A 25,250-nucleotide genomic window follows, 5' to 3' on the forward strand; every position below is an offset into this window, starting at 1 on the left:
AAACACACAAATAACGGGAAAATAGTGTCTGAATCTTCGATTTTTTGCCGGTTAAACCCAAGATCGGCAAATATCAGCAGTTATTCAGACCTTCCCTAGATCATCAAATATAAATTATCGTATCGCATTATATATACTGCATTTTTGTGAATAAAATGCAACCACCCGGAAACCGAGCATGAGCAAAAGATCTGCCTCCTCTAAGGGGAAATGTATCCGCTGAAAAACCATGAAGAACCTGGCTCGCAAACGTGAGCCAATGACCAACAGGGAAACACATGCTGTGGCCTTCAAAAAGCTTGAACTAGCTCCGTTAAGCGCCTACCTGCTCGAACACACAGTCCAGATTTTCTTCGATGAAATCTGCAATCACTGCGATGAGCCGCTTATCATTTTCACGAACCGCCACATTATGCACTGTTTCCACCGTCGATTGACCGTGCCACTCGTCGTATTCGATGTCGCGCAACAGTGCACTCTCATCCCGTGCCTGGTGCAGCACTTCGAGAGCAACATCAAAATCATAGCCCAGGAAAACTTCCGGACACTGCCGTGAGGCTAACAGCCGGATCGCCTCAAACTGCTTCCCAAAACAGGCCCAGGATATGCCCCGATAATCGGTCAGGCAGTCCTTCGAAAACCAACTGAAATAGGATGGAAGTCCATCAAGGAAATATACGATCTTCTTAATATCACCCTCATAGCAAGCTTGACAAAAGGCCTGCTTGGCATCCCGCTGGAATTGCCCAAGAGCTGCGCCTCGAAGGGTTTTTGCCGCCTCGTCAAAATGAGCGCGCAAATCTTCTAAAGACATGTACGCGACGTGATTGAGGCTCTGATTGTTAGTCATATTTGTTGGCGCTCCAAAGGTTGTTCTGGATCAGATTATCCACAGCTTATCAAGGAAGAATTCCAAACAGGATCATGTAAAGACTTGGCGTCATTTTCCGATTTATAGCATCAAATAGTGAACCTACTATCCTGTAGCGCCATCCTGTTAAATTTCTATCAAAGTGTCATCGAACCTTCCAAATGTCCCAGATTTCTGGCAGATTTTGTCCATTCGTTTATCCTCTCGTGAAACACAGCGACCTCATTACGCTGGTTCGAAGACCCCGCTTTGAGTTGGGCAATGGCGAACAGCCCGTCGTAGGAAGCGTGTTGCAATTCCAACTGGGAAAGGTCAAGCCACGTCAATTGAGAACGGAACAGCTCCCCAATCGCATACTGACTCACAATGTCGCGTTCCGGTAAAGAAACGTCAAAGGCCTCCACCAACATTGACACATCAAACTCTTGCTGCCGAAATTTCTCTATGGGACTTACAAAACTACCGAGAAATCTAGGAACTCCACTACCCATCATCCGATAAACGAGTTGTTCACCAGTTGCCTCATGTTTCATCGAGTATGGAGAATCGCCCACGACTGCCAAGATTCTTTCATTAAACAGAGCGACATCAACCCGGGAGCAGCAACGACCGATCACCTCGTAACCAGCTAAACCATCCTCAACTGGCTGAGAGTAATCTCTTAACTTGAGCACAGTCACTAAAAATTCTGATTCAAGGTCTTTTCGCTCCAAAACCACCTCATATTGCGGCGGAACAGGAGAAGGTTTTGCAGACCGCTCTTGCGGCATGCGCCACAACAAACTATGAGACCCATGGGTGTAGCCGAGATTTATGGCCGTTTGTATCAATCCCTGGAGAACATGTTTACCCATGTGCTCTAATTCTTGCTTTTCAATTCGACCAACAAGATCCGAGAACTCACTCCGGAGCTGGGTAATCCTTTGATATGGGGGCAGGCAGTTAGTAGTGCTTATCGCTTCTGAAGCTGTCGCACCGTACCCGATGCCCTCAAGTTTTCGAGTTATCAACATTCGCTTGTCAGGGTCTAACTGAGACATAGCAAACTCCTTACTATTTTCAGATATCTCCCATAGTTTTTTTCAACAACAGCATATTTCATGATCATTACAATTCCCTGATATTTAAAACTAATCGTCAAGACGAAGCCAATAGCATCTGATCAATTTACTACAAAAGACAATAGGTTTTATATGTCAGCATAAATGTACCTATACGACTTGTAAAATATACCGCATACTGTATACTCTATGAAGAGCCTCCCGGCTCTGCGAGCGAACCCGCTCAACCCTTAGCCACTGCCCCATACAATGCCCCGGGGCAGTGGCCTTTTCAAAAGCAGTGGTGGTATGTCCAAATTTACTCGCTTCTTTTCAAAGAAAAACCAAAAAACTCAAAACAAAACCCGACATGAGCAAAAGCCAGCTGTAGCTGACGACAGTGTGTCCGCCGAAGAACCTGACGATGGCCATGCACGCGATGATCGATCAAGACTGGTCAAAACATCTGTCGGCTGGTTTGCTCGAACCCGCGAAAAAGATGATCTCGGGCCTTACTCTACTGAAGTAGACGCTCAAGACGCCTTGTTGGCCTATCTCTCGCTCACAAAGTCTAATCAAGAGAGGCCTTACTCCCCGCAAGTCACCCACGGCATGTTCATTCACGACCCCGAAACCTGTAAAAAAGATCTATGCGCGTTTTGCATTGAGGCCGAAGCGTCTGACGAGAACACATGGAGTGACCTTCAGGAAGACTGACGCTTCCATCAAGCTCCTATTTGCTCGAACACCCGGTCCAGAGTTTCTTCGATGAGATCCGCGATCACAGCAATCAGCCGCTTGTCATTCTCACGAACAGCCACTTTGTGCACCGCCCCCACCGTTGATTGGCCATGCCACTCGTCGTAGTCAATGTGGTGCAGCAACGCATTTTCATCCCGCGCCTGATTCAGCACCTCCAGTGCCACGTCGAAATCGAAAGCCAGTCAAAATACGACGGGAGTCCGTCGAGGAAATATACGATTTTGGCGTTGCGCTGAAACTGCCCAAGACCCGCCCCACGCAGAGTTTTTGCTGCCTCCTCAAAATGAATACCCAGGTCTTCGGGCGACATGCTGGAAAGCGTTTTTAAGCTCTGATTGTTATTCTTAGGTATAAGTTATCCACGACCACGGTTGCTGAACCATAACAAAAAGGCCTGAGTCATGTTTAACACAGAACTCAGGCCTTGTTGAACGCGGGGCCATGCATTCCGGCGACTGCCGGTCAGTTCATGGCCCTGCGGTTTTTCGTACGGCTCGGTTAATTCTCCGGATTCAACAGATCCACAAGGCCACCAACCAGGGTCACATCTCTCAACTGATCCGGGTTGAGCACGTCGGTCAGCGGGGCAAGGGGGCTGTCGCCACTCAGAGCCTCGTCGTCCAGCAGCCTGGCAAAGTCGTCAATCAGAGGCAGCGACCCCGGATCAGCTTCACCGCCGCCATCACTGAATGCAAGCAGCTGTTCCACCAGATCCCCGAGCAAAGGGGCAGACGTCAGCGGATCGCCGCCGTCCGCATCACCCAGATTGGATGGATCGAGCAGCATAACCAGGTCGCCAATCAGCGGCAGCTGGTCTGCACCACCATCAGGGAACTCACCGGGGAAATCGCTCGGCAGCGCTGAGAGAATATCGCCTACCAGCGGCACAGTCTCAGGCTCGAACTCAAAGTCGTCCGGCAGCATCAGCAGCTCAGAAAGCTCACCCAGCTGGTTCGGATCCAGGGGACTGCCACCTTCCATGTTCAGAAGATCTCCGATCAGCGGCAGATCTTCAGGCGACAGCGGCAGATCGCCACCCGGAGCACCCTGACCCGGCTCCGGAATCCGCTCAAGCAGCAAGTCAAAGAGCGAACCACCCAGGTTGAGAACACCTTGATCGCCGATGATCTGCTCAGTGCCACTCAACACGTCAGCCGTTGCCAGCTCACCCAGATCAACACCCAGCAGAGAGCCTTCAAGCAGGCCAAGATCCACCAGTGACGCGCCGTCGTCCTGGGCCACCAAATCGCCCAGCACCGGAATCGCATTCAAGCCGTCAAGTACCGTCTGCAGGCCCTCTTCTGCCGGCTCTGGGAGCGGAGTGCCACTATCGTCAACCAGGCGCAACTCAATCACACCTTCAGACTCCGACAGCTCATTACCGAGAACGTCGGAAAGCTCAGGAGGCAGATTATTGAAATCTCCTGTGGCCAAGCTTTCCCCGAGCGCCTCGATAAGGGCCGGTATCTGCTCCGGGTTACCTTCGGTAAAGGTATCGGCGAGGCTTTGCAGCTGGTCTGGATCAAGATCCAAGTCAAGGGCGACTGTGCAATCAGGCGATGGAGTAACCGTTTTCGGGTCGCAGACCGCAACCAATGCACTTGAAAACTCTGCGAACTCTGTACCGTTTATGTTCGTTGTAGAGAAGTCGGAGTCGCCAATATCTCCAACACCACTCAATTGGTCAGTCAGCCCCGTCAGCAAGGGGATCTGCAGCAACAGCGCGTTATCAAGACTGTCCAGCCCATCATCCTCGTTACCAAAAGCCAGGGGTTCAAGAAGTGTCCCTCCCAGCGTATTCAAAGCCTCGTCAAGAGGACCGAGTTGTGATACGACGCTGTCATTAAGCAAAACAACTAACCCACCAGAGCGGAACGTGAATTGCTCCTGTTCCACGAGCGGATTACCTGCCAGATCAGTAATGGAAGTGTCTACTGCAATCTCGTAAAACGTCTGTCCTTTCAGGTCAGCACTGGGAACAAACTCAATGGAGTTGCCAACAGGATTAATCTCTCCATCAACGGAGGAAACCACGTCCCCATTTTCATCAAGCTCCGACACAGTAAAATTATTCTCATCCACTGACTGTGGATCAATTTCCTCATCAAACTCAACGAAGACCGAAGAGTCTACAGGCGCCAAGGTCTCGCCATCATCTGGCGAAGCACTCACCACTTCCGGCCCCTGGTCGTCAATTTCCTCACCTGTCGTGAACTCAGCTGAATCATTGTCAACAAGACTCTTGACCAGATCACCTTCTGAGTCACATAAAGCACGTAGCTCGGTGGTTGCAGTTACTACATAATCGGTATTGGCATTCAGATCTTCGTCCGGATTGATAACAACCGTTTTGCCCAAGACGCTATACGAAGAAGCAACCATTGTTGCATCGCCATCAATTGTCAGCGGCAAAGAATTCTGGCTGACGGATTCTTCATCAATTTCGGCATTAAACGTCAGGCGAATACTGCGATTGGGTTCAACATTTTGTGAGCCATTCTCAGGAACGAACTCGGCAACCTCAAAAGTTGTATCCCCGGAACTGCAGAAGATTTCCTGTTCGCTTCCATTGTCGCCGTTCCCGCCATCGTTGCCAGTACTTTCGTCTCCGTCCAAGCGGGGCTCGCTAGGCCCGTTGCTACCGCTATCACCGCATCCTGCCAGAGCTATCACTGAAGCAAGCGCGAGGGGTACCCAATGTTTCGATTTACTCGTCATGACTGCGTCCTCTGCAAGTTACTTTTTAATGATTTCAGAATATTCGCCAGAAACAATCGCCTCTACGCGACGATTTTTGGCACGACCTTCAGCCGTGTCGTTGGAAGCAATAGGCTGGGATTCCCCCATGCCAGTTGTGTTGATCCGATCAGAGTCAATCGAAAACTCATTAATCAGAACCTTCATAACGGCATCTGCGCGACTCTTCGACAATTGCTGGTTGTATCTGGAGGAGCCTGAACTGTCCGTATGTCCTTCCAACAAAATTGTGCTGGATGGATATTGCTTCATCACATCAGCAAGCTTCTCGATTTCGGGGAAGAATTCACTTCGCACCTCTGTTTTATCCAGCTCAAACTCAACATACAGAGTTTCGCGGACCTCCTTAGTCAACTCCTTCGCGCACCCATCGGAATCAACCAAAGCGCCCTCCGGTGTGTCGGGGCATTTATCGATGTCATCGATTACGCCGTCACCATCAGAGTCTTCAGGCGGGGCAACCTTCGGCTCTCTTTTGGTTTGCAGAACAACCTCTGACTTCGGTGCTTTTGGATACTCGCGACCAAACATGTAATGCACACCAGCAAAGTACTCACCATCCAAATAACCATCTTCCAATTCAGCTCTTGCGCGAACACCAGCCTCAATCAAAAACCGCTGCGATACCATGCGCTGAAAGCCTCCTTCCGCATAGATCGCATCTTCAGTTTTGGAGTTTACGGCTTGATCTACGTCGAAGTCCGTATAGCTATATCCGGCACCTCCAAAAGGCCGCCAACCACCAAGGCGAAATTTACCAGGATGCACACGGCCGCCAAGAGAGAATCGCAGCATGTCAACGTCGATGTTGGTATTGCGGGTTTCCGGTTCAGCGTATGTCCCCTGAAGCAGCATGCTTACCTTGGGGTTGAACTGGCGGGTGAAGTTCAGGCCGAAAGTTCCGTAGTTGGATAAATTGTCGCTGGTCTCATCTTTATCTCTTGAGTTACCGGAATCGATGTAACTGCCCTCGATTCCCACTGAGTTGTATTCCATTGGAAAATCATCTTTGGCAAAGGCCACCCCCGGCAATAAAATTACCGCCAAAGCGACCCCTTTCACTGGTAAAGCGCGCATATCAAACCTCCAGGCTGTTTTAATTCTTGTGTCAGCATACATTAGGTCATATTATTTTTGAATACTTTCAGTTGCGCTTGTAAGCATTTATTGTTACCTGATTGTCAAATCAAATTTTATAAATGGATAATCCATGAACATGCCAACCCAGGTTCCACGCTCAGCGCAGTCAGCCCACGGAGCAACAGGGGGCCAGCAGGAGGGATACCGATGACACCAAATTTGACACAAACGAATGCCTGCGCATCAAAGACGTCCAGTGCGAGTGAAGATCAGGATCAGCTCACGCAATTTCTTAACCGGGTTGGTCTTGCGAAACATCTAGAGGCCCAGACAAAGACACCGCGTCTGTCGATCATCCATCTGGACTTTGAGCACTTTGGGCTAATCAACCAGAAGTTCGGCCGCAGGATTGGAGACAACCTTATTCGGTCTGCAGCGCACCGGATACGCAGTGCTGTTGGTACAGAACATAGATATTGCCGCCCCGCGGGAGACGAACTGCTCATCCTACTCAACGCCTGCAACAAAGAAGACCTGCTCACCTACGTCTATCGAATACAGGACACACTGGAAAAGCCCTTTGAGATTGGCGGCCAACATATAACACTCAGCGCAAATATCGGCGTTGCCCGTTGCCCCCACGACTCGAACAACCCGGAACGACTGCCTGATCTGGCTGAGTGCGCTCTGCGACAATCCAAATTACAACTGGATCCAATCGCTTTTTTTAATCCCGGGTTCCACCTCAGAATGCAGAGAACGATCGACGTTGAGCAGGCTTTAAAGTCTGCCATCCTGAACAACAAACTGGAGGTCTATCTTCAGCCCAAACTGGACTTCGCCACACGGGAAATTGTCGGCTTCGAGGCACTATTAAGATGGCAAGACAGTGAGCTTGGATGCGTCATGCCGGATGAGTTTATCTCCATTGCTGAGCAATCGTTGCTAGGGCAGCAACTGGATTTTTTCGTATTAAGATCGGTATGCAGCTTGATTGCTGAGCGCAATTTTCTTGGTCTTGCCACACCGCCAATTGCCATAAATATCGGGGCCGGTCATTTTTCCGATCCCGAATTGACTGGCAACCTTAACGCAATTCTAAGTGCAGCTGACGTTGAACCATCTGCTATAATCCTGGAGGTGACAGAGGGCGTACTTATGGAGCGCAATTGTCAGGTCGCGCCCAATCTCAAGAATCTCAGGGCTCTTGGGTACGCTATCGCCATTGACGATTTTGGCACCGGCTACTCAGCGTTAAGCTATCTAAAATTCATACCAGCCACCGAACTGAAAATCGACAAATCGTTCATAAGCGACATAGATTCAGACCAGGGTCAGACCCTGATCCGCATTATTATCAGTCTTGCCCGGGCCTACGACTTAGTCGTGACTGCAGAAGGTGTGGAAACCAAAGCACAACAGACGTTCCTCCAAAGCCTCGGTTGCGAGCAGGGTCAAGGGTTCTTCCTGGCTCAGCCAAAACCGGCCCTGAGCGCGCTGGGTATGTTGCCGGCATAAACAACTATAAATTAACCGTGAATCAAAACTCGTAGGCGCCCGATGTGACCTAAAAGCCGGCTATAAAAAGTGAACAAGCCAAGAAAGGACGCAAACATGAGCCACTCAGGGACCAGAAACAGTTCTCCCAGAATGCCAGCCATCGCTAATAGGCTTGCAGCGCCAACAATAGATACCAACGCTTGGGTTTGATTGAAACCTGCGCGCAAAAATACATGGTGAAGGTGTTCCCTGTCAGCTCGCATCATCGGCTGACCATTGCGCGCGCGCCTGACCATAATAGACACCATATCCATCAGTGGTAATGCAATCACCCATAGTGCCGTTACCGGCCGCATAGCAGGTGCATCCGCCTGAGTACCATTAATCAATAACCACACAATGGCAAAGCCGATAAAAATGGAGCCGGCGTCCCCCATGAATATTTTCTGGCGAAACCCGAATAACCGTAGGTTTGCGGCCAGATAGGGAACCAGAGCAGCCGAAATCCCCAGCGACAACACCAATTCCAGCTCAAACCCTGGCTGCTGGCTGAACAGATAGGCAAGCGAAAGCAACGCTACCAAACTCATTGAGCCCGCCAGCCCGTCAATACCATCCATCATGTTAAATGCATTGGTAGAGCCGATAATTGCCGCCACCGTAATGATCGACCCCACTAGCACTCCAAAGTGTATAGGCCCGAATCCCAGCAAATTACCGAAGGTGTTCAAATGAAGCCCTGACCCAGCAATCAGAATAATAGCCAAAAGCACCTGCGCAAGCAGCCGAAAGCCTGCGGGTAAATTCCGGGCGTCATCCACTGCCCCGATCATTACCAACGCAAATGAACACAAGAAGAACGAGCCATACCCGAAGTCCAATGGCATTAACAGGATCCACGCCAAGAGCAGACCAAAAAACACGCTCAGTCCGCCCACCAGAGGAACCGCGCCAAAATGGAGCTTCCTTTGATCCGGCACATCGACCAACTGAACGTGAACGGCAATCGGCTTCAACAAGACCAGCGACATCCATGCGAACAGGCCAGCGAGTACCAAGGTAACGTATGCAAGGCTCATAGCAGCCTCCATGCCTATCGTATAGTATGTTTTATACTGTATTTTAGAGTTTATTTAATAATGAACTATCTACAGTCATCTGCTGCAGAAGTCACATGAAAGACATCTAGCATTATTATCGCCTAGATTAATTTATACTGTATTTTCATGATTAATGGAAGAAGAGCTTGAAGCTTTTAAACAGTCCAAATAGGCCTTTACAACGACTGCCTCACTGAAATGCGCCTCCATTCTTGAGCGCGCTGCAACTCCGGCTCGAATTACGTGATCAGGCCCCTTCTCGAAAACTCCTTTCATCTGTGCCACCAATGACTCAGTATTTCGTACCTCACATAACCACCCGGTTACCCCTGGCTCAATGGCATGACGGCAGCCCGGCACGTCGGTTACGATGGCCGGGCGGCCCATGGCGGCAGCTTCCAAAACGGTCCGAGGCATACCCTCTCGGTAGGAGGGCAACACCATCACATGGGCTTGCTGAAGCAAGGGGCGAACATCATCTGTTGCCCCGGTATATTCCACAACCCCCTGATCCTGCCAATGACTAATTTCCCTTTCCGAAATCGCGGTGCGGTTACTCACTCCCAAGGGCCCTACCAAAATGCAACGCACATTCAGCCCTTGAGCTTTCAATTTCCCGCACGCCTCCACATATTCTCGAACACCCTTATCTCCCAGCAAACGGGCTATCATAATGAAAGTGAAAGGACCGCCTATCGGTAGGGGCGAAGCCTGAAATCGTTGCAAGTCCACCCCGGAGCCTGGCAAAAGCGTATATGGCGTGTCGCCTAACAAGCCTTGGCTCCGGAATACCGCCAAGTCTTCCTCATTCTGAAAAAAAAGATGCAGCGCCCGCCGATTAACTAGCCCGTAAACCTGCCTTACTCGCCGGAACAGCCAGGAATCGTGAATGAATGCCGTGCCCAGTCCTGAGATGTTGTTAGCAAACGGAATATTCTGGAGCGCACACACCAGGCCACAATAAATGTTCATCTTCACGGTAAAGTTGAATACGAGATCGGGCCGGTAATGACGCATCACCTTCCGAATTGAACATAGGCTGCGAAGCTCCTGTAATGCACCCGTACTCTTGCCATCCAGGGGCAGCGCAACATGCTCCGCTCCTAGCTCATCCGCTAACCTCTGGCTGAAATCATCCGGCGGTGACAGACAGATAACTCGGTTGCCCTGCTCTCGCAAAGCCTCAATGGTGCTGCGGCGAAAGTTATACAAATACCAGGAGGTATTAGAGGTAAGAAAAACGACCGGGTTCAAACGTGCTCCTGCAATCCTGCTCAAGGGTCAAGTTACCAAAGCGCGGCCCAAATCACTCACCACCTTGCTAATATCCAGCCGGGGATGCCGGACACCTCTCTCAAGGAAATGAAACCGCGTCCACTGATCATCTAGGCTGCGAGCCGCATTCCGGTTTCGCTGGTGGCCAGTGACAAAGTTGTCCAAGACTACTTCATCTTTAGCAGTTGGCTGAGCCCATGAAGCCGATGGTATTGGTGATTAGCAAAGCTTTGGATTGACCGGGGGCTTGATCAAGAAGCTTTAACACCAGGAGCCACCATAAACTGTCGCATGGCCTCTGCTTCGGGCACCTCCAGAACCAACATCGTTGGGTGTTGATCCTCAAGATAGCCTCGGACCCAATTGCTGGCCATTGGCAAAGACCAGAACCACAACCAAAGCAACGCCACTGCACCTAACCAGAACGCCAGTCGCCTACGGCCAGCAATGGCAAGCAATAAAGCCAGCAAACCACCGAATAACGACATACCCAGAGGCGATATCAGGGCTATGGCAAGTTTCGAGACTACAGCCATGATTTACTTGCGGCTTTACAGCTCAGAGCCATACGACATTTTGGTATGGCAACCAAGCAAACGAGTGACTCGCGAAATTTAACCAGACCGCCTGCACTAACGTGTAATACCCAACAACTCCGAGAACCACCAAACCACGACGCCGTGGATCACTCATCACAAAAGGCAGCCGAGCAAACACAAACAGTTGTATTGGAATTAGATACAACGCAACACGGTCTGTAGCGGTGGAGGATAAAGCTACCAAGGGGATACAAGCGAGGGCAAGAAGGGACATCCAGAACCAAAGTTTGTCCTCCGACTCTGTAAGTCGCAATTGCCGGCGTAAAAGAAAAAACAAAAAAGCAGGTACCGAATTCATTAATACCCGAATCAATCCACCTTGTGATTGATACTCTGCTTCAACATAGTTAGTCCACAACCTATCTGCAGAATCGAACACAAAAAGATAGCCGCCTACCAAAGACATCACCCCCACCCAAAGCAGGCTCCAGAAACGATTGGAGGTCGAGGCCAGAGCTGCAACGGGTAACATCAAAACTGCTGATTTATGCAAAGCGGAACCGAGCATTACCCAAAACACGAACCAGCGGATCTGAGCATTAGCCAAAGAGACAAGGCCGATCAACAAAAGCCCAAGTGCCGCTGACTGCCGCGTATAACCCATACCGACAACAATAATCAGATAGGGAACCGCCACCAGAAGCGTTAGCCAAGGCAAGGGCTGCGCCCTGGCAAAACGGACAATCCCTGCCATAAGTATCATCCCGCAGCCAGTATTCACCCAATAGATGGAGCCACCAGACTGGGCGACAATCCAGTTTATCAGGTAATAGCCTGGGTCAGACCCCACCAGGACATCAGAAAACGAAGTGGTGGCTCGCATATCGAGGTGGCGAAGGTATGAGAACCAGTCTCCACCTACCTCGAACCGCAACCCGATAGCGAGCGAAAAAAACAACCAAACAGCAAACCAGACCCAAAACTGTGATCGTTCGGACAATCGGCGGTTTGTTAAAATGACACTAACCGGCAGGATTAGAAATAGCCAATAAGGTAGCATTAGAAACGGAGTTACTTGGCTGCTGATTTGAGGATATCAGCAAGAATTGGGGCTTGAGTCTGAAGAGAATATCTTTTCTCAACAGCGTTTCTGCCAGCACGCCCGAATGTGTTCCGCACTTCATGGTCCGAGAGAAGTTCTAGCAACGAAGCAGCCCATTCATCTGTTGACTGGGCAAGGCAACCACAGCCATAGTTATTTACGATCTCAACATTCACCCCAACCGGGGACGCCACAACAGGCACACCGCTGGCCATGTATTGAATCAGTTTGTAGCCACACTTGCCCTTTTCCCAGGGACCATCAACCAAAGGCATGATGCCAACATCCATCTTGGCAATATTCTCCGCCTCCGTATCTTCGCTCCAGGGAACAACGTCAACGGGGATGCCCGCGAAATGTTCAACCACATCCTCTGTAGCCCCAACCAGCATCAATCGGGCGCATGACTTATCGCACGCCGCACGAAGTGCTTCTTTGATATCAACAACATAACACTGGGTTGAAGGGGAACCAATCCACCCAATAATTAGGTTGTTGCTTTTAGCAGTGCGTGCTTGCCTATAACGGGAATGATCTACAACCGTCGGAATAATTTCCACCCTAGAGGCTCCGGCTTGCCTTGCGTGGTAAGCCAAGTACTTATTACCAGCGATCACACAGGCCGAGTGGGCCATCACGATATCAATTTTGTGGCCTAGTACCGTCCTAATTAACCCATTGCTGGACAGATCATAGTTGTGGAAGATGGCATCATCATAATCAACCACATACTTAATCCCTGAAAAGGACAACAACTTTTCAAAGATCGCAGGAATAAAGGGGAAAAGCTCTTTCTCAATCCAAACCAAGTCGTACCGATAGACTGTCAGGAGAACAAACAATCGCTTCAGATAAAGCAGGAGCGAGCGGATTCCGGGGCGATTGCCTTCTTCATACAGCGAGTTAAGGTATTGCTCATCAAACAAGCCACTAACGGTAACCTCAACACCCTCTTCAGCAAGAGCAGGAATATATTGCAGTGACCGCAAGCGACTGCTTGCACCCATGCGGGGATATTTGGATAAAAGTAAAACTTTCATCCGCTTGGGTTTCGTATTTCTTGCAATGAACTTTGACTAACCCTTTCTAATGCCTGCCGATAAGAATCAACACTTGCTCGAAGCGAGTGGCCCTGCAACCCTATTTCTCTGGCACGAGACCGAAATCCTTCCCGATCCTTCAACACCCGATCAGTAAACCAGGTCGCAGCTCCTATCAGGGAGTTGCTACCATGATCGTCGACCAGGTAACCAACATCCTCATTGATTAGCCCCGTGTCACCGATCCCTCTCGTGGCAATTATCGGCAATCCACATAGTAGGTACTCTCCCAATTTAATGGGAGCTACTCCCTGCATTGAAAACATGGGCCGACGAAGAGCAAGTCCTAGATCTGCGCTCGCGAGGTAATTCGGCACATCGGCTGGGGATACTGAACGAATGATGACCTTCTCCCTCAGTTTGGCATACGCCGCCACTCCCAAGTGGCCAATCTCCGGAACCCCCGTGAGAATCAAAAATCGCGCATCGGGCCTCCAGAGCAAAATATTCGAAAAAATCTCAAGCATTTCGGTAAGGCAGTATTGCTCCCCCAAAGACCCCGCATAAACCAGTAACACCGCATCAATTTCAATACCGAGCAGGGCCCTTATCTGCGGCCTCTTGCAGGCATCTAACGGCGCAAACCGGCTTGCATCCCGCCCGTTTCCCACCTGGAAAAATCGCTCCTGCGAGGTGCCCGCGCCAGCTCGTGCCGCCAGAATATCCGCCGCTCTACTTGTGCGCGTCAACACCACCTCCGACCGACGCACACCTTGCGCCTCGACATCACGCAGTAACCGGTAGACCACGCCGGTCGGGGACATGCCGCCGAAATCTACTCGCTCATCCAGCGGCAAGCCATCGGCGTCAAACACCATCGGCATCTGTTTCCCTCTCAGGGCCCTCATGGAGGCTAGCAAGGGCAAGGTACTCCGCGGCATCACCACGTCGATATTCCAATCACGGACCGCGCGGCGGATGTCTCGCGCCCCCTTGATCGCCGTGAACAGGGAACCCAACGAGACCGGCCTGCGCCACACCTGAATCGCGCGATACGACACCCCAGCCTCCGCGCAGGCTTGGTGACTCCGTTGCAGGCGCTGGTTATCGCCCCAAGTGAATTGCAGCACGTGGAATTCCCAGCCATGCTCGGCCAGGCGGCGGAAGATGGGCAGGAACAACCCTTCCAGGTAGGACACCTGAGGACCGTCCCAGGTGATGAACAGTACCTTCATGTCACCTTCCACTCCGCGAGCAGGCGCTGATAAAGCTTGTCGACATCGCTCACGTAACGCTCGGCGCTAAATTCAGACCTTGCCCTCTCCTGACCTTTAATACCCATGGCTCGACGTAACTCAGCAGAACGCAAAAGTTTAAACAAGGAATCAGCAAGACGTTCAGCGTCACCAGGGTTCAGCAAGAAACCAGTGTTATTATCATTTACCACACTAGGCGTACCCCCAACACTGGTAGCCACCACAGGCAGTTGAGCAAACATGGCTTCAAGAACTACTAAAGGAAGCCCCTCATACTCAGAAACCAGAGCAAAAATATCCATTACCGCATAGTAGGGCGCAGTGTCTGCTTGATACCCAGCAAAAATCGTTGCATGAGCCACATTACATGTAACTGCCAACTGCTTAAGCTCATCCTCATCTGGCCCTCCACCAACGATTAGAAGGCAAGCTTCTGGGGTATGCTCAAGAACACGGGGCAATACCCGGATCAAATCACTTACCCGCTTGTGCTTGTCCAAGAGTCGCCCAACAGTACCGATGACTATTTTGTCATCACCGATACCATGCTTATTTTTTATATCCTCTAACTTTTCCTGATTAGGTCGCTGACGCTCTTCAACGCCGTTATTTATAAGCGTTATTTTTTTGTCGGGATTATAAATCCTATCCGCCAAATAGCCATGCACCGCTGGTGAAATAGCAACCAAGTGATGCGTCATCGAACACAATGCACGGTAGAGCAAATGCCCTGTTACTCGCCTGTACTTGGGATCGACAGTTTCCTCCCCAACGACCACGGGGACACGACCGAATCGTCCAGCCACTGCTGCCAAAGCCACTCCTTCATAGACAGCCCCGTGGATGATGTGCGGTCGAAGCTCCCGCACCACTTCCAGCGTCGCCTTGTACGGGCGACGATCAAGAATGCCGTTGAACTCGCCCACCTCGTGGATGATGCAACCCGCCTTCTCGAACTCGGCCGGGAGTCCACCAACAGCCTTCGTGCATACCAGGTGCTGTTCGTAACGTTCCCGATCAAGGCGTCTCGCAAGTGACAGGCGCCTCTGCTCAACTCCGCCTGAGCCCACCCTGTAAAGGCAGTGAAGCACTTTAATTTTTTGCATTACGCATCACTTTTCGCATGGAAAATTATTTTTGGTTACCAACATTCTTCCAAGAAGAAAGATCTGCACCAGTCAAGCTTTCCAGAAGACAAACTTCATCAAGAAACTCATCGCGCACCGCATTTAGGAATTCCGAATCAACGGGCTCACCATTATATTTCCTCTTGTTCCACTTGTGCGCAAACCTCAAAAACCCGGTGCCACCCGAAAAACCGAAACGCAATTTGAAAAACTCAACCGCCTTTAGGGCACGCGCCACCCCCAATGACCTGTTTGTCTTCCTCACATTTCTAGGTGTGTTATCGATATTCAGTGACTCGTTTACACCCAAAAACCGCTCAACCTCATTCAACGAGCCAAGCGGATCGCGCCTCAGGGAATCCATAAATATAACGCAAACACGCTCCCTACCCACCAATGAGAACAAAGACTTCAATTGTGTTCCCAGCGAACAAATATCTTTGTACATAAGCAAGTTCGGCGACCTACATGCCTTTGGAATCTTATATCCCTTTTTCCGGTCTCCTTGAGCCAGCCACGCTTGACTGAAATCAGAAATATTCTCATTAAGTGAAAACAGCTCCTGCGAGTGGAGCGACACCGCCATCTCGACCGGATCCCTTAGCATCACAATAAATTTTGCAGCAGGCTGGTATCGTAAAATCTCTTTAACCGCCAGCTCAGACCTTAGGTATGTGGTTGATGCCTCACCAACCGCCCGAATCTCATTGCCAGCACCAAAAAAAAGCCGTTCGTAATCACGAATAGTCTGGTAATCAGATGGCACAACGTCCGGTGAGAAGAAAAACGGCTCTTTGACATCAGACATGAAGACCTGCGGATTTTCACCAAGCCATTCTGCTAAAGAAGTAGTGCCACACTTCGGAGCGCCGACAATAAAAAAGTTAGGGGCTTTCATGCATTGCTTCCTCCGATAAAGCTGACATTGAGCGTATATACGCAAACTCCGGGATCATAAAGAAACTCACAATAAAGTGCATATTGAATCTCTATCGAAACCCGCGCCCTACTCACGGTCGGATCAAGTCCTTGGCGGCACTTTTCCAACCTGAGAGATGTCGATATCCACCTGTAAACCAGAAAGAAAGCACGTTCGGCCACCGTCGCCGTCGAGGGAGTGATGCCAATTCCACACGACGGCTTAATGCAGCGCGTTTTTCGTTCATTGAAACGAGAAACCCATCCACCGTTTCTCCAGCGACCCATCCTTCAAGCTCCGGGCGTCGTTCTTCAATGCGCTTGCTGTACTCACCCAGGTTTCGTATGTCTCTCTCCCAGCCTGCACGCGCATCCCGCAGACCATACATTGTCCACAAACTGACAACCGATGCAGTTTTATTACCGCTTTTGACGGCAACAGATTCTGAAACGTTATTTTCGTGTCGGCGATATAACTGCAACGTGCTTTCAAGGATCAACCGCACACCAACTGAATCCGCAAGACGATTGACCCATGCATCATGCATATCCATACCAACCGGAATCGGCATGATGATATCAAGCCACTTTTTCCGTAACGCAGTGCAACAACCCGTTACAAACCAAGAGTCACCAAGACCTAATTTTCTTACGTTATGCAATTTGGTGACGCCGCTATCCCGCAACTCACCATCGGTGATCAACTGGTCGTTGATCACGACCATCTTGTCCGGATTACGCAGGAACGCCTGCTCCACCTCGGCCAGCTTGTTTTCCAGCCAGACGTCATCCTGATCGCTCAGGAATACAATGTCACCGGAGCATAGCGACATGGCCTTCTCGAAGTTCTTGGCATAACCAAGATTCGACTCGTTCACGTGAATCTTGACCTCAAACGGGGCGGAAGCCGCGAACTGTCTTAATATCTCTACCGTCGCATCACTGGAGCCGTCGTCGCATACCACCAGTTCATCCGGCTGGCGCGCCTGGGCAACAAAACTGTCCAGTTGTTCCTGGAGATACTTTTCGCCGTTGTACGTCGCCATGGCAATGGAGATTTTCATGACGCGTCGCTCCTCTCGTGCTGGTTCACATGCCGGCAAAGGGCAATGTCGTCCGCGTAGTAGTCAAGGACGAATGCTTGTACATCGTCGGCTTCGAAAAGGTCCTTCATTCGCTGGTCGCGCGGCACGTAGACGCGCTCACGGACCTGCTGCTTTACGGACTCCGGCAGGACCTTGCCCAGGCGGTCGGTCAGGGGCCTGGCTGTCTCGATCACTCGGCGCAGAAGGTCGTTGCGGAACACCACCGTGCGGTTGGCCTGCGTCACGCCTCCTTCCGTGCCCGGTTCCCCCAGGTTCTGTCCCACCCGCCGCCCCACGTCCAGCAGCAGGTCGTTAATTTCGTTCACGGTATAGATCGTGTCGAGAACGCGAACCCCGTCCAGTTGGATGTAGTCCACCTGTTTCTGGAAGTGGATGTATTCCGGCGGTAGCAGGTGCCCCTCCCGAGGCTGGCGTGACAGGTAGTCGATGCTCTCGTCAATCACCAACCGGACCTCGTCCAGCGAGCGCTTCTGGATCGGCTGGTCGCTGTACATTCTCAGCCGCTGGGAGACCGAGGAGGCGAAGCGGTCGAACGGATCACGCATGACCGCAAAGGACCAGTAGTCCCGCACGGCCTCGAACTCCGCCGGGAAATGATGGCGAAGCGTAAACAAGGGGATGTGACCGTAATCCAGCGTGCCTAGAACCGAATTCTTTTTTTGCCAAGGCGGCCCCGCGAGCTGCCACTCATTGAACGGCGTTAATGGGTTACGTATCGACGTTCCCGCGCATTTCGGGATGTGGACAAAAACAAACCGGTGCTTCTCACTGATAATCATGAGGTGATCCCTAGAACGCAGAGGGTCTAAGCCCAAGTCTCTGGACGAAACGAATGGCAAGTATCAGATTCCAGGTCGCGAGACCGATCGCTACGGCCAAGGCAGCACCAACTGCACCAAAAGGCGGGATAAGGACGACGGCGGCGATAGCGTTGATGAGTAGCGCGACGATCTGACCATTCAAGGTGTCTCGCTCGAAGCCGCTCATGATCAGAAACATGCCGACAGAACCAAAGGCCACGTTCACCAGTTGACCCACAGCCAGAATCGCCAGCGGCAGGGTGACCGTATCGCGGTACACCTCGCCGTATACGAGTTCGACAATCGGCCCGCCGAGCAAGATTAGCGGCAATGCGATAGGAAGAGCCACCGCGAGTGCCGCCCGCGCGGACTGGCGCGAGAGCCGTTGCAGACGGGGCTTGTCGTTGTCCCGGTGGGCGCGCGTGATATGCGGACCGATCACCATGTTGACGATGGTCAGTGATAGCACGACGAGCATCGAGCCGCTCATCGCCACCTGGAGGGCGGCAACGTCTTCATCGGTGCCCAGCCAGCCCAGCGCCAGGATGCCGATCTGGCCGTTGAGCGTACCCACCGCCGCCAGCAGTGTGAAGGGCAGCAGCGCCCGGCCCCATTCGCCGTGGCGGTAATCCGGTCGGGCCTGCCCGACTTCCGCCGGCTTGAGGCGCCACAGTAACCACGCGCCGACCCCGAACGCGAGCGCCGTGGCGACGATCTGGCTGGCGAGCGCGGTGGCCGGGTTGAGTATGCCCGCGGCCAGCAAGCCGCCGGCGATGACCAGATGCAGCCCTGGCCGGGCCAGCAGTTCGGGTAGCTGGGCGTAGAAGACATTGCGCAGCCCGCGCAGGGTGGAACTACGCAGGGCGTTGAGGCCCAGCAGCGGCAGCATGAACGTGGCGAGAGACAGCAGGGCCCAGCGGTCGTCCACGGTCCACGAGGCATTCCGGAACGCGAGCAGGGCGATCACCACGGCCATCAGGGCCGAGCCAAGGATCACCCACTGGTGGGCGCGGCGCAGCAGGCCGCGAAACAGCCCCCACTCCTTGCCGTGGTGGCACTTCGCCACCTCCCGGGTAACGAGCTGCCCCAACCCCGGGCCCACGGGAAGCGCCAGCAGGGAGATCACGGCCAGCACGAAAACGTACTGCCCGTAGCCTTCTGGCCCCAGCCCCCGGGCGAGCAGGATGGAGGTGGCCAGTGTCAGTGGCAGGGAAAGCAGCTTGAGCCCGCCCACGCCCAAGGCCCCACGCACGAGCTGGGCCTTGAGGCCATCACCGTGGGAGGACGACAGCAGCCGTTGTGCGAGATTGGCGATCAATCGAAGCACTCCGCTTGCGCGAAGGCTTGCCCCTGGCAGTCCTTTTCCGAAACCAGCAGTTCGCCGTTACCCTCGAGCGGCCAATCTATCGCCAGGTCCGGGTCGTCCCAGCGGATGCAGCGTTCGTGTTCGGGTGCGTAGTAGTCGCTGCACTTGTACTGGAAGTCCGCCGTCTCGGAGGTGACATAGAAGCCGTGGGCGAAGCCCGGCGGCACCCAGAGCATGTACTTGTTCTCGGCGGAAAGGTGCTCCCCCGCCCACTGGCCAAAGGTGGGCGACCAGCGGCGCAGGTCCACCGCCACGTCGAAGACCGAGCCGGTGGTCACGCGCACGAGCTTCCCCTGCGGCTGTTGGATCTGGTAGTGCAAGCCGCGCAGCGTGCCCTTCACAGAGCAGCTGAGGTTGTCCTGGACGAAGTCGTGGTCGATTCCCCCCTCGGCGAACTTGCGCCGCTGCCATGTTTCCATGAAGAAGCCGCGCTCGTCGCCGAAGACTTTGGGTTCGATGAGTTTTACATCCGGGATTCTTGTTTCTGTGATTTTCATATAGCTCGCTCATTTACCTGCTTTGGCCAGTTTCTTCAGGTAGGCGCCGTAGCTGTTCTTTCTCAAGTTTTGGGCCTCAGCCAGCAGTTGTTCTTCACCGATAAAGCCCATGCGGTAGGCGATTTCTTCCAGGCAGGCGATTTTCAGGCCCTGGCGTTTTTCCAGGGTTTCGATAAAGCCGCTGGCTTCGTGCAGGGAGTCGAAGGTGCCGGTATCCAGCCAGGCAAAGCCACGGCCCAGCAGTTCTACGTTCAGGTCGCCCCGCTCCAGGTAGGCCTGGTTAACGCTGGTGATTTCCAGCTCTCCCCGTTCCGAGGGTTTTACCTGTTTGGCAGTGTTGACTACGTTGTTGTCGTAAAAGTAGAGGCCTGTTACGGCGTACGCGGATTTTGGTTTAGCGGGCTTTTCTTCAATAGAGATAGCACGCTGGTTCTGGTCAAACTCCACTACACCGAAGCGTTCCGGGTCAGTTACCTGATAGCCGAAGACGGTGGCACCTTTATCTCTTTTGGCTGCGGTTTGCAGCATCTTGCTCAGGCCCTGCCCGTAGTAGATATTGTCGCCCAGTACCAGGCATACACTGTCGCTACCTATAAACTCTTCACCGATGATGAAGGCTTGAGCCAGGCCGTCCGGGCTGGGTTGTTCGGCGTAGCTGAGGTTGATGCCCCATTGGCTGCCATCTCCCAGCAAGCGCTGGAAGCCTTGTTGGTCTTCCGGGGTGGTGATGACGAGGATGTCCCGAATGCCCGCCAGCATAAGTACAGACAGCGGGTAGTAGATCATGGGTTTGTCGTATACCGGGAGTAACTGTTTGGAGATGCCTCGGGTGATGGGATAGAGGCGAGTGCCGGAGCCACCGGCTAAGACTATTCCTTTCACTTTGTACCCTTTCAGTGTGTTTCAATGGGGGCTGTCCACGCAGGGACAGACGCCGTCTAAACTTTGGAGCCCACGCTCAATCAGCTTTCGAGGTATTCGTTTAACGTGAGTGCCAGTTGGTTTCGCCAGTCTGGGAGCTGGATGTTGAGTGCGGTTTCGAGTTTGGTTGTGTCCATCCTTGAGTTAAGCGGCCGTGTGGCTGGGGTGGGGTAGTCGCTGGTTGGTATGGGGTTCGTTTTTGTGGTTATGCCGGCTTGGCGGAAGATTTCTTCGGCGAAGCCTTGCCAGCTTGTTTCACCTGCCGGAGCCAGGTGGTAAAGGCCACCCGGGATATTGCTATGGATCGCCAGGGTGGTGATCTGGGCGATAAGTCTTGCCGGAGTAGGTGCGCCTATCTGGTCTGCCACGATATCAAGTTCGGTTTTGCTTTTCGCAAGGCGCAGTATGGATTTCATGAAGTTGTTGCCCCGCACGCTATAGACCCAACTGGTGCGGAAGATAAGATAGTCCGCTTCGCTTTGCTGGATTGCCTCATCACCTTGCAGTTTGGTTTTACCATAAGCGCTCAAGGGGCAAGGTGGACTGGTTTCCTGCCACGGAGTTGTTTCGGTGCCGGGGTATACGTAGTCGCTGCTGTAATGCACCAGGAAGACGCCATGCTCTGCACTGTAGCTGGCCAGTTGATCGGGCAGGCCAGCGTTGAGACGCCTTGCAGTTCCCATCCGGGCTTCCGCGGCATCTACAGCAGTCCAGGCGGCGGCGTTTACGATCAAGTCCGGTTGGTGCGCATCCAGATAATCTGCTACGGCTTGGGCGTTGATCAGATCAAGTTCTTGCCGACCAGGGGCCGTGATGGTGCCCAGCAGCGGCAGGGTTCGGCAAAGCTCGAAACCGACCTGACCGGTTTTGCCCAAGAGAAGGATTTTCATGCAGTTACTCCAAGCCGCTCACTCTGATAACCGCCATCTTGTACCCGCTTCCACCATCGCTCGTTGTCGACGTACCATTGAACGGTTTTCCGCAAGCCGGATTCAAAAGTCTCCAGGGGTATCCAGCCTAGGTTCTTTTCAATTTTGCGGGCATCGATGGCGTAGCGCAGGTCGTGACCAGGGCGGTCTTTTACAAAGGTAATCTGATCTCGATAACGAGCTTTTTTGGGTACTACTTGCTGCAGTATCTCGCAAATGGTTTCGACGACTTCCAGATTTTGCTTTTCGTTGTGTCCTCCGATGTTGTAGGTTTCGCCGGGCTTGCCTTCAGTGACAACTTTATAGAGGGCACTGGCGTGGTCCTCGACGTAAAGCCAGTCACGGATCTGGCTGCCGTCACCGTATACCGGAAGAGGTTTCCCGGCAAGGCCATTCAGGATTACCAGTGGAATGAGCTTTTCGGGGAGTTGGTAGGGCCCGTAATTGTTCGAGCAGTTCGTGATCAGAGTTGGCAAGCCATAGGTCCGGTGCCAAGCACGTACGAGGTGGTCTGAGCTGGCTTTACTGGCAGAGTAGGGGCTGCTTGGGGCATACGGGGTTTGTTCTGTAAACAGGGGCAGAGCCGCCGGGAGCGAATGGTCTGTGGTTACTGCCAGGTCGCCGTAGACTTCATCAGTACTAATGTGATGAAAGCGGAAGTTGGCTTTTTTATTCCCTTCCAGATCTTGCCAATATTGCCGGGCGGCTTCCAGCAAGGTGTAGGTACCCACTATATTGGTTTCGATAAACTTGGCCGGTCCGTCGATAGAGCGGTCTACATGGCTTTCTGCTGCCAGGTGCATGATTGCGTCCGGCTGATGCTGGGCCAGTATGTGATCCAACTCGGCTCGGTTGCAGATATCTACCTGTTCGAAAGTATAGCGAATGTTACTGTTGATACTTTCGAGACTTTCAAGATTACCGGCATACGTCAGTTTGTCGACATTAACAACACTATTATTCGTATGACCTATTATATGCCTTATGCATGCAGAACCAATAAAACCGGCTCCGCCGGTGATCAGAATCTTCATTTCAAGGTGCTCATTTGTAACTGTAATTGTAATAACCGTAGTAGCCGTAACTGTTAGCAGCCCGGCGCTCTACAGCATTGAGAATAGTCCCTTTCACGTTAACACCACCTGTTGCCAGCCGCGCCTGTGCGATTTCAATCTCCTTCTGGGTGTTTACGCCAAAACGAACCACCATCAACGCCGTGCTACACTGCTTTGCTATGATCGCGGCATCAGTGACTGCGAGAATGGGCGGTGTATCCAGAATCACCAGGTCGTACCTGCGGCTCAAATGATCCAGAAATTCGGTGAAGCCGGGCTGCATCAGCAGTTCCGAAGGATTCGGTGGGGAAATGCCGCGGCTAACCCAGTGAAGCCCATTGATTTTGGATTCCCGCACTGAGGCTTCGAAGCCCAGCTTGCCGGAAATAACTTCGGAAAGGCCGCTCTTTGCCTCCTGCCCCATGTCTATATGCAAATGCCCTTTCCTCATGTCTGCGTCTACAACCACAACACGTTGGCCACCTACAGCACAAATTGCCCCCAGGTTGGATGATATAAAGCTCTTACCGATTCCCGGGCTGGGACCGGTGATCACAAGCCGGTTATCTGCACCTTCCATCATCGCGAAATGCAGGCTTGTACGCAGGCCTCTTATAGCCTCAATGGAGAGATCAGCCGGGTTTCTGAACGCCAGCAGGTCGGTGTGCTTTCGTCTGCTTTTTTTGTTGCCTCCAGATGATTTAGCCTCCATGCCGCGTTTCTCTTCCTCGGAAAGCGGCACTGTTGCATACACTGGCAAGCCCAGGTCTTCCAACTGTTCGGAAGATACAATGCCCCGGTTGAACGCTGCTCTCAACAACACTACCACCATGGCCAAGAGCAGGCCCGCAAGCAACGAAACTCCTGTGATCAATCCACGCCGTGGCTCGACCTGGCCCTGTATCTCAGCCTCATCAAGAATCCGAACATTACCAACCGTACCTGCTTTAGCGAGCTGCAACTCCTGCATCCGATTCAGAAGCTGCACATAGATTTCCTGAGTAACCTGCACATCACGGCTCAGCCGCAGAACCTGTTGCTGGGTTCGCGGTAGATTGTCTGTGCGGTCTTCTAAGCGCGCCTTCTCCCGCTGCAGCTGCTCTTTCTTTTCTACTAGCGCACGATAGACCGGATGGTACTCCGTAAATCTCCGTGCAAGCTCCGCCTCTTGCAGTTCCAGTTCGTTCAGGCTGGCTTCGACCTCCACCAGGCTGCTTAATGCATTTTCAGTTTCAAAGCTCAAATCAACAGAGTCACTTTTTAGACGAAACTCGTTCAGACGATCCTCTGCTTCTGTTAACTGTTGACGCACTTGAGGAACTTGCTCGTCCAGAAATTCCAGGCTTTTTTCTGCCTCAGCGGCCTGCCGGGCAATGTTCTGAGTCAGAAATACCTGATTAACTGCATTCAGACTAGAGACCACTTCTTTGCGATCGGGCCCGTCCAAACTGAGCCTAAGCATTCCTGTATCCTTCCCTTGCTCGGCGATATCAAGCCGCCCTTGCAACTCCCGGGTTGCCGCTAAGCGGTTTTGCTTGGTTACCTTAAATATCGCACCCTCAGGCGCAGTCAGTTCGTCGACTCTGAGCTCGAACCAGGGTTCCTCAACCTCAAGGGGAATGCCAACACGCCCTTTCGCAATCACACGGTCTTCGTCAGGCGCCATTACGGTATAACGCTGATTTCCGTCAGATCTTATCCGCAGCTCCATTCCTTCCGAGTCATGGTCTGTCACGAAACTGGCTATGCTCAGTGTTTCGCCGCCCCATATGTAACCTGATGTATCGAACAGGTTAGGCCTGGAAATATCGGATCGAACCAACCATTGTCCAATCAATGGTAAAGTCTTGGGCGTGACCCTAATATCAACCGAGGTCTGGTCCACCACTTGCCTCAGAATCAACCGAGATTTCAGGATTTCCACTTGCGTACTGGTTGGGTTTTCTGGCTCTCCCCCAAGCGCCGCCTCAAGGTCCGCACCCGCCATGGAGCTCGATTTCTGCTCCACTTGAACCAGTGAGTCAGCCCGATAAATTGGTGTAGCCAGGATCCCGTACACAAACCCACACAGCGCAAATACAAAAGCTACTAACCCTATAAAGTACTTGTGGTCCCAAAGACTGCCCAACAAAAATCCGATATCGATTTCGTCATCGTTACTGGTATTCCGGATTTTCTGGGCGGGCACTACCGATTCGGACATAAATAG

The 25,250-nt window shown here is 52.2% G+C and carries 23 protein-coding genes; 2 read left to right on the forward strand and 21 right to left on the reverse strand.

Annotated elements, in window-relative coordinates:
- Positions 1 to 313: 313 nt before the first annotated feature.
- Both HLUCCO03_RS12495 and HLUCCO03_RS12500 read right to left on the reverse strand, forming a co-directional pair.
- Entirely contained in the window at positions 314 to 850 is a 537-nt protein-coding gene (locus HLUCCO03_RS12495; RefSeq protein WP_027831530.1) for a hypothetical protein, read from the reverse strand.
- A 158-nt stretch (positions 851 to 1,008) separates the two neighbouring features.
- On the reverse strand, positions 1,009 to 1,911 hold the full coding sequence (locus tag HLUCCO03_RS12500) for a hypothetical protein (RefSeq protein WP_027831529.1): 903 nt from the start codon (positions 1,909 to 1,911) through the stop codon (positions 1,009 to 1,011).
- 309 nt (positions 1,912 to 2,220) lie between these two features.
- Here HLUCCO03_RS12500 and HLUCCO03_RS12505 point away from each other — a divergent pair, with 309 nt between their 5' ends.
- A complete protein-coding gene (locus HLUCCO03_RS12505) occupies positions 2,221 to 2,628 on the forward strand; it encodes a DUF6316 family protein (protein WP_027831528.1) in 408 nt (135 codons plus the stop codon).
- Positions 2,629 to 2,636: 8 nt separating this feature from the next.
- Here the strand turns inward: HLUCCO03_RS12505 and HLUCCO03_RS12510 are convergent, their stop codons facing one another.
- The 3 genes from HLUCCO03_RS12510 to HLUCCO03_RS12520 form a co-directional block, all read right to left on the reverse strand.
- Positions 2,637 to 2,837: a hypothetical protein gene (locus HLUCCO03_RS12510; RefSeq protein ID WP_027831527.1), complete on the reverse strand. Its 201-nt coding sequence runs from the start codon at positions 2,835 to 2,837 to the stop codon at positions 2,637 to 2,639.
- 334 nt (positions 2,838 to 3,171) lie between these two features.
- Positions 3,172 to 5,289, reverse strand: coding sequence for an Ig-like domain-containing protein (locus HLUCCO03_RS12515; RefSeq protein ID WP_027831526.1), 2,118 nt, complete (start codon positions 5,287 to 5,289; stop codon positions 3,172 to 3,174).
- Between the two features lie 120 nt (positions 5,290 to 5,409).
- Entirely contained in the window at positions 5,410 to 6,507 is a 1,098-nt protein-coding gene (locus tag HLUCCO03_RS12520) for an OmpA family protein (protein WP_051603815.1), read from the reverse strand.
- A gap of 210 nt (positions 6,508 to 6,717) precedes the next feature.
- On the opposite strand from HLUCCO03_RS12520, the gene HLUCCO03_RS12525 reads away from it, so the two are divergent.
- A complete protein-coding gene (locus HLUCCO03_RS12525; protein WP_027831525.1) occupies positions 6,718 to 8,028 on the forward strand; it encodes a bifunctional diguanylate cyclase/phosphodiesterase in 1,311 nt (436 codons plus the stop codon).
- An 11-nt stretch (positions 8,029 to 8,039) separates the two neighbouring features.
- Here the strand turns inward: HLUCCO03_RS12525 and wecA are convergent, their stop codons facing one another.
- The 16 genes from wecA to HLUCCO03_RS12605 form a co-directional block, all read right to left on the reverse strand.
- Positions 8,040 to 9,089, reverse strand: a complete 1,050-nt coding sequence (wecA, locus tag HLUCCO03_RS12530) for a UDP-N-acetylglucosamine--undecaprenyl-phosphate N-acetylglucosaminephosphotransferase (protein WP_051603814.1) — start codon at positions 9,087 to 9,089, stop codon at positions 8,040 to 8,042.
- A 132-nt stretch (positions 9,090 to 9,221) separates the two neighbouring features.
- The gene (locus tag HLUCCO03_RS12535) at positions 9,222 to 10,364 is read right to left on the reverse strand and encodes a glycosyltransferase family 4 protein (protein WP_036197392.1); all 1,143 of its coding nucleotides are present in this window, start codon (positions 10,362 to 10,364) and stop codon (positions 9,222 to 9,224) included.
- A 272-nt stretch (positions 10,365 to 10,636) separates the two neighbouring features.
- A complete protein-coding gene (locus HLUCCO03_RS12540) occupies positions 10,637 to 10,921 on the reverse strand; it encodes a hypothetical protein (RefSeq protein ID WP_027831522.1) in 285 nt (94 codons plus the stop codon).
- A 22-nt stretch (positions 10,922 to 10,943) separates the two neighbouring features.
- Positions 10,944 to 11,984 (reverse strand): EpsG family protein, encoded by a 1,041-nt coding sequence (locus HLUCCO03_RS12545; protein WP_027831521.1) that lies wholly within the window; start codon positions 11,982 to 11,984, stop codon positions 10,944 to 10,946.
- 11 nt (positions 11,985 to 11,995) lie between these two features.
- Positions 11,996 to 13,066 (reverse strand): glycosyltransferase family 4 protein, encoded by a 1,071-nt coding sequence (locus HLUCCO03_RS12550; RefSeq protein WP_027831520.1) that lies wholly within the window; start codon positions 13,064 to 13,066, stop codon positions 11,996 to 11,998.
- Positions 13,063 to 14,301 carry a glycosyltransferase gene (locus HLUCCO03_RS12555; RefSeq protein ID WP_027831519.1) on the reverse strand — a complete coding sequence of 413 codons (1,239 nt, stop codon included), beginning with the start codon at positions 14,299 to 14,301 and terminating at the stop codon, positions 13,063 to 13,065. Before HLUCCO03_RS12555 ends, HLUCCO03_RS12550 begins: the two co-directional genes overlap by 4 nt.
- Positions 14,298 to 15,428, reverse strand: coding sequence for a glycosyltransferase (locus HLUCCO03_RS12560; RefSeq protein WP_027831518.1), 1,131 nt, complete (start codon positions 15,426 to 15,428; stop codon positions 14,298 to 14,300). Before HLUCCO03_RS12560 ends, HLUCCO03_RS12555 begins: the two co-directional genes overlap by 4 nt.
- Before the next feature lie 25 nt (positions 15,429 to 15,453).
- Positions 15,454 to 16,347, reverse strand: a complete 894-nt coding sequence (locus tag HLUCCO03_RS12565; RefSeq protein ID WP_051603813.1) for a sulfotransferase domain-containing protein — start codon at positions 16,345 to 16,347, stop codon at positions 15,454 to 15,456.
- A gap of 112 nt (positions 16,348 to 16,459) precedes the next feature.
- On the reverse strand, positions 16,460 to 17,431 hold the full coding sequence (locus HLUCCO03_RS12570; RefSeq protein ID WP_027831517.1) for a glycosyltransferase family 2 protein: 972 nt from the start codon (positions 17,429 to 17,431) through the stop codon (positions 16,460 to 16,462).
- Positions 17,428 to 18,252, reverse strand: a complete 825-nt coding sequence (locus HLUCCO03_RS12575) for a sulfotransferase family 2 domain-containing protein (protein WP_081813518.1) — start codon at positions 18,250 to 18,252, stop codon at positions 17,428 to 17,430. The genes HLUCCO03_RS12570 and HLUCCO03_RS12575 overlap by 4 nt, the downstream gene beginning before the upstream one ends.
- 10 nt (positions 18,253 to 18,262) lie before the next feature.
- Entirely contained in the window at positions 18,263 to 19,591 is a 1,329-nt protein-coding gene (locus HLUCCO03_RS12580) for an oligosaccharide flippase family protein (protein ID WP_027831516.1), read from the reverse strand.
- Positions 19,588 to 20,136, reverse strand: a complete 549-nt coding sequence (rfbC, locus tag HLUCCO03_RS12585) for a dTDP-4-dehydrorhamnose 3,5-epimerase (protein WP_027831515.1) — start codon at positions 20,134 to 20,136, stop codon at positions 19,588 to 19,590. The genes HLUCCO03_RS12580 and rfbC overlap by 4 nt, the downstream gene beginning before the upstream one ends.
- Positions 20,137 to 20,145: 9 nt before the next feature.
- Positions 20,146 to 21,018 carry a glucose-1-phosphate thymidylyltransferase RfbA gene (gene rfbA / locus HLUCCO03_RS12590; RefSeq protein WP_027831514.1) on the reverse strand — a complete coding sequence of 291 codons (873 nt, stop codon included), beginning with the start codon at positions 21,016 to 21,018 and terminating at the stop codon, positions 20,146 to 20,148.
- A gap of 80 nt (positions 21,019 to 21,098) precedes the next feature.
- Positions 21,099 to 21,947, reverse strand: coding sequence for a dTDP-4-dehydrorhamnose reductase (gene rfbD, locus HLUCCO03_RS12595; protein ID WP_027831513.1), 849 nt, complete (start codon positions 21,945 to 21,947; stop codon positions 21,099 to 21,101).
- Positions 21,944 to 23,020: a dTDP-glucose 4,6-dehydratase gene (rfbB, locus tag HLUCCO03_RS12600; RefSeq protein WP_027831512.1), complete on the reverse strand. Its 1,077-nt coding sequence runs from the start codon at positions 23,018 to 23,020 to the stop codon at positions 21,944 to 21,946. The genes rfbD and rfbB overlap by 4 nt, the downstream gene beginning before the upstream one ends.
- A gap of 10 nt (positions 23,021 to 23,030) precedes the next feature.
- The gene (locus HLUCCO03_RS12605) at positions 23,031 to 25,244 is read right to left on the reverse strand and encodes a polysaccharide biosynthesis tyrosine autokinase (protein WP_051603811.1); all 2,214 of its coding nucleotides are present in this window, start codon (positions 25,242 to 25,244) and stop codon (positions 23,031 to 23,033) included.
- Positions 25,245 to 25,250 lie beyond the last annotated feature (6 nt).

The sequence above is a fragment of the Marinobacter sp. HL-58 genome, assembly GCF_001314605.1.
Lineage (GTDB): Bacteria > Pseudomonadota > Gammaproteobacteria > Pseudomonadales > Oleiphilaceae > Marinobacter.